The organism is Syntrophales bacterium (assembly GCA_030018935.1).
Taxonomy (GTDB): domain Bacteria; phylum Desulfobacterota; class Syntrophia; order Syntrophales; family CG2-30-49-12; genus CG2-30-49-12.
The window spans coordinates 1-5,071 of the sequence record JASEGZ010000075.1; the positions used below are offsets into that span (position 1 = coordinate 1).

At 45.2% G+C, this 5,071-nt stretch carries 8 protein-coding genes; 7 read left to right on the forward strand and 1 reads right to left on the reverse strand.

The genetic code is table 11. The features are described 5' to 3' along the window. Positions 1-46: 46 nt before the first annotated feature. Positions 47-742, reverse strand: coding sequence for a hypothetical protein (locus QMD03_09795; protein ID MDI6777504.1), 696 nt, complete (start codon positions 740-742; stop codon positions 47-49). 633 nt (positions 743-1,375) lie between these two features. Here QMD03_09795 and dtd point away from each other — a divergent pair. The 7 genes from dtd to QMD03_09830 all read left to right on the forward strand — a co-directional run. After that, positions 1,376-1,825, forward strand: coding sequence for a D-aminoacyl-tRNA deacylase (gene dtd, locus QMD03_09800; protein MDI6777505.1), 450 nt, complete (start codon positions 1,376-1,378; stop codon positions 1,823-1,825). 45 nt (positions 1,826-1,870) lie between these two features. Then, positions 1,871-2,317, forward strand: a complete 447-nt coding sequence (locus QMD03_09805; GenBank protein MDI6777506.1) for a DUF1285 domain-containing protein — start codon at positions 1,871-1,873, stop codon at positions 2,315-2,317. Between the two features lie 33 nt (positions 2,318-2,350). Further along, complete coding sequence (guaB, locus tag QMD03_09810; GenBank protein ID MDI6777507.1) at positions 2,351-3,829, forward strand: IMP dehydrogenase; 1,479 nt, start codon at positions 2,351-2,353, stop codon at positions 3,827-3,829. Beyond that, the gene (locus tag QMD03_09815) at positions 3,816-3,953 is read left to right on the forward strand and encodes a PHP domain-containing protein (protein ID MDI6777508.1); all 138 of its coding nucleotides are present in this window, start codon (positions 3,816-3,818) and stop codon (positions 3,951-3,953) included. Before guaB ends, QMD03_09815 begins: the two co-directional genes overlap by 14 nt. A gap of 169 nt (positions 3,954-4,122) precedes the next feature. Next, on the forward strand, positions 4,123-4,374 hold the full coding sequence (locus QMD03_09820) for a PHP domain-containing protein (GenBank protein ID MDI6777509.1): 252 nt from the start codon (positions 4,123-4,125) through the stop codon (positions 4,372-4,374). A gap of 93 nt (positions 4,375-4,467) precedes the next feature. After that, positions 4,468-4,692 carry a hypothetical protein gene (locus QMD03_09825; GenBank protein ID MDI6777510.1) on the forward strand — a complete coding sequence of 75 codons (225 nt, stop codon included), beginning with the start codon at positions 4,468-4,470 and terminating at the stop codon, positions 4,690-4,692. Positions 4,693-4,767: 75 nt separating this feature from the next. Next, a partial coding sequence (locus QMD03_09830; protein MDI6777511.1) for a retropepsin-like aspartic protease occupies positions 4,768-5,071 on the forward strand: 304 nt, incomplete at its 3' end.

A 5,071-nucleotide genomic window follows, 5' to 3' on the forward strand; every position in this document is an offset into this window, starting at 1 on the left:
ATAGGTAAGGGTCAGTGTTTATAGTGATTTGGGCCCTCTATTGACATCAGAAGCTTCGAGTCCCCATGATTGCCAATCCATTATTTGAAAAAGGTACAAGATAAACTGAGAATTCTTCCTTTCTTTTGTCCTGTGACTTCTCAACTGCCCTGCAACTTAAGAAACTGAGATACCACCCCAGGGCAGCCTGAGAAAAATAGTGTGCGTTATCGTTGATCCTTGATAGAGCTGGTAGCGCAGACATGGTGTAAAAAGAACTCTTTAAGTATGGATTGTCATTCATCTGTGCTGCTGTGATAAACGGGACGGCGCCAATGAAAGAATGTGCGCTTACACCATGGTTGTCACTAAATGGTTCCCAGTTTGAATCCCCCGTTTCGTTGGCTGCTGCTTTTGCTGCCCGCTTCTGATGGTTATCATTAAATGGTTCCCAGTTTGAATCCCCCTCTCCCGGCGCCAATCCACCTGTTGCACCGCGAAGAAATAGTGCACTCGGTCCACCAACTGCTAATGCCCGGATGGACCTTTGCGACCACTCACCAACAGATGTCTCTTTAAAAAATATATAACTTCCGAAAAGTGCAGGAACGGTTAAGAAGACCTCACCAGGCTGTCTTAATATCTTGGAAAGATCGTCCGTGGTAGAATTTTTTACATGTGTCGTATACCTCTCTTGTATATCCTTATCGAGAGACGTATTGGCAAAGGTTCCGGCACCGGCTATGCCAACACCCAATAGCATAAGATTCTCTGCATTCAGATAAAAATTATCATAATCTGACTTTATGGTTGAAATGGTCTTAGAGAAAAAAGAAGATTCACCGGACCAAGCAGTGAGTTGAAACATCGGAAGGAACGCTATGATAAGTGCAAAACAGGTTTTTTTCACCTGAAAATCCCCCCAGCCCCCCTTTTCCAAAGGGGGGTAAGGGGGGATTTTCATTGTTCTTTGTGTCGCCATGCGACATGAATGTTTCATGAATAATAATCCTTTATATTAAGATAACAGTCATCAACAGTCACTATGTGGTCCGGTCTTTTAGACTGTTTTCATTGCCCGGCGTATCCCATATAAGTAGAATTTATGATACTTGTCAATGGGAATTTAGAAGTATACCATTTATGGGAAAATTAAGTTAGATAAAAAACGAGACGGTTCTATTTAGGGGAGGCGATTGGCCTCCTTTTTTGTTTTGACAAAAAGTGTTTATTCTGTTACTTTTTATGGCTACTGAGTAATTACAAATAACCTATGATGTTGTTAAGGATAGTCCTGAGAGCTTTGTAAAACTGAAAATTGGCTTCGTGAAGCCCTGATGAAGGCAAGTTTCAAAGCTCTCGTCCCGGGCGACGTACAATACTAAGGGAAAGAAAGTTGCGATCTGTTGTGCAAAGGGTTGATGGGGCCAGGATCAGCGTTGATGGGCGGCTGATTTCCAGTATCGGGAGAGGTATCCTCGTTTTTCTCGGTGTTGAAAGAGGTGATAGTGTAGCTGATGCCGATTATCTCCTCGAAAAAATCATCAACCTCAGGATATTTGAGGATGGGGAGGGAAAAATGAACCTTTCCCTTCTTGACATCTCAGCAGAGATGCTTGTGGTTTCCCAGTTTACCCTTCTCGCCGATTGCCGTAAGGGGAGAAGACCATCTTTTATCCAGGCGGAAGAACCGGAGCAAGCCAGGAGGCTTTACGAATACTTTATCAGCAGGGGACGGGAGAAAGTTGAGGGGGTAGCAGCCGGGGAATTTCAAGCCATGATGAAGATTGAGATGATCGCCGACGGTCCGGTAACCGTCTTGCTCGACAGTAGAAAGGTATTTTAATGAGCCGAGACAATTAATAATCATATTCCACCCTGTGCAATCAGGATAGATACAGAGGGTGTGTGGTATTACAAGGGTGTAGAGATGACAAGGAGGGATATCGTTAATTATTTTTATCAGAACCTCAAACAGGATCAAACGGGGAGATACCTGATTGAGTTGGAAAACGAGCGCTGTTATCTCGATGTTGAGGACACCCCCTTTGTAGTGAAAGCGGTGCTTCGCTCCGTCTCAAAGAGCAACGAAGAGGAAGCCATTTATCTGCTTTTGTCTGATGATACCCTTGAGAGACTGGATCCCCATACACTCTGGATAGGAAATGACAATGTGCTTTACTGTACCATCAAGAACCATCGCCTCAATGCCCGGTTTTTGAGGGCAGGCTATTATCAGCTTGCCAGTGGTATAGAATATGACGCGCAAAAAGACGCATACTTTATTTCCCTGAACGGTCATCGTTATTACATCAGCGGTAAGTGTTCAGTAAGCTGAAAACTGATAATTTTACCACCCTGGAGGTATTACATGTTAGACGATCACGTGAAAGATGCCCTGACCTTTGACGACCTGCTTCTTGTTCCGGCCGAATCCAGCATTCTTCCCAAGGATGTGGAGACATCTACGCTTCTCACCAATAATATAACCCTTAATATCCCCCTCGTCAGTGCGGCCATGGATACCGTGACGGAGTCCAGGACGGCTATATGTCTTGCCCAGGAGGGAGGCATTGGTATCATTCATCGGAACATGAGTATCGAAAGTCAGGCCATCGAGGTGGAGAAGGTAAAAAAATCGGAAAGTGGCATGGTCGTTGATCCGATTACCATAGAACCTGAGCAGAAGGTGTATGAAGCCCTCGAACTCATGAACAGTTACAGGATATCCGGTGTCCCCGTGGTTAAAAATCGCAAACTTGTGGGCATTCTCACGAATCGCGACCTCCGGTTTGAAACCAATCTTGAACAACCGGTTGCACAGGTGATGACCAAAGATAATCTGGTTACCGTTTCCTCCAGTATCTCACTGGAAGAATCGAAGAAACTCCTCCACAAACACAGGATAGAAAAACTCTTAGTTGTTGACGACGAGTACAACCTCAAGGGCCTGATTACCATCAAAGATATTGAAAAGATAAGAAAGTATCCCAGGGCGTGTAAGGATTCTCTTGGAAGATTAAGGGTTGGTGCGGCAGTCGGAATCCTCGACAGGGAGGCAAGGGTTGATGCCCTCCTAACTGCCGGTGTTGACGTAATTGTCATTGACACCTCCCATGGACATTCGGCCAGGGTCCTCGATGCTATCAGGGATACGAAGGCAAATTTCCCCGGATGCGAACTGATCGCCGGCAATGTGGCAACGGCTGAGGGGACAAAAGCCCTGATTGATGCCGGGGCAAATGCCATCAAGGTAGGGGTCGGTCCCGGTTCGATATGTACAACGAGAATAATTGCCGGTGTGGGACTTCCCCAGATGAGCGCCATCAGAGATGTCTCCCGTTGCGCTTCACGCTATAATATTCCTTTTGTCGCTGATGGAGGTATCAAGTTTTCCGGTGACATTGTCAAGGCCCTCGCCGCTGGCGCCCATACGGTTATGATTGGTTCTCTGTTTGCAGGAACGGAGGAAAGTCCCGGAGAAACTATCCTTTTTCAGGGGAGGAGCTATAAGGTTTTCCGGGGGATGGGTTCTCTCGAAGCCATGAAAATGGGGAGCAGGGACAGATATTACATAGATGATATGGAGAACGATTTAAAACTGGTTCCGGAAGGGATAGAGGGGAGGGTACCCTACAGGGGTTCTCTCTCAGCAAGTGTTTATCAACTTGTGGGCGGTCTGAAGGCGGGTATGGGGTATCTTGGGTGCAGAACCATTTCTGAACTGAGAGAAAAGGCAAAGTTTATCCGTATCACATCAGCGGGTCTTAAGGAAAGTCATGTCCATGATGTGATCATCACCAAGGAAGCTCCCAATTACTGGCTGGATGAATCTTATGAAACATACTGATTTTGTTCATCTTCATGTCCACACACAGTACAGCCTCCTCGACGGCGCCTGCCGTCTCCATGACCTCTTTGAAAAAGCTAAAGAATTTGTAACTATTCAGGCACAAAGGGACAAAGGCACATAGGCACAAAGTTCAAAGGAATACAATCGGAATGCAGGACACAACCTGTCCAAATACCGCTTTGTAAACATCTTATAGGAACTTAAGCGACTCATTCTCTTCATATCTCTTTACTTTGTGCCTTTGGTGCTCTGTGCCTTTGTGCCTACCTGAGTAGTTACAAGAATTTAAGATGCCTGCCATTGCCATGACCGATCATGGCAATATGTTTGGAGCCGTTGATTTTTATCAACATGCTTATAGGTATGGGATCAAACCCATCATCGGATGTGAACTTTTTACGGAGAAGGAGCTCTGGCCAACTTGTCAAGAAGCACAGGGCAGGTATGATGGGTTTATCCACCTGTTGGATGAGGGGTGCGAAACCGTTGTCTATCTTACTGATGATTGCAGACTCGATATATCAGAGCAGATGAAAGTGTAAGTGACTATGTTTCATTCCCTTCGAATTTGGTTATACCCCGTCCCATTTTGAGTTTTGATAACGCATTTTGATAACAAAGGAGGTAAGTTGAATATGGATTTTTTGACAATATCGGAAATCCAAACCCAGTTTGCATCGGAGTGGGTTCTTATTGAGGACCCAGAGACAACCGAATCGTTGGAAGTAAAAAGCGGTAAGGTTCTTTGGCATAGTAAAGATAGGGATGAAATATACCGAAAGGCAAGAGAATTAAGTCCCGAACATTCGGCAATATTGTATACAGGACGTGTGCCCAAAGAAATGGTTGTTGTCTTATGAGTCTTCCTTTTGATAAGGATGAAGGTCTAATTATTGTTCCAACGCGGCTATGGGGTCCAATGGGTGATACCATAAGTGCGACTGGCGCTTGATACAGGTGCCACTGGTTCTGTGGTTAGCTGGGACATAGTAGTACTTTTGGGGTACGATCCTGCTATTATTTCAGAGCGGATCCAGATGACCACGGGGAGCGAAGTCGAAGTTGTTCCACGAGTTATTATTGAAAGGATTGAAGCACTAAGGAAAGAACGTCGAGATTTCCCGGTCCTTTGTCATAACATGCCACCAAGTGCCACAGTTGATGGGGTTTTGGGTCTGGACTTTTTTAGAGGCCAAGGGCTTATAATAGATTTTCGCATTGGGTTAGTAAAACTTGAAT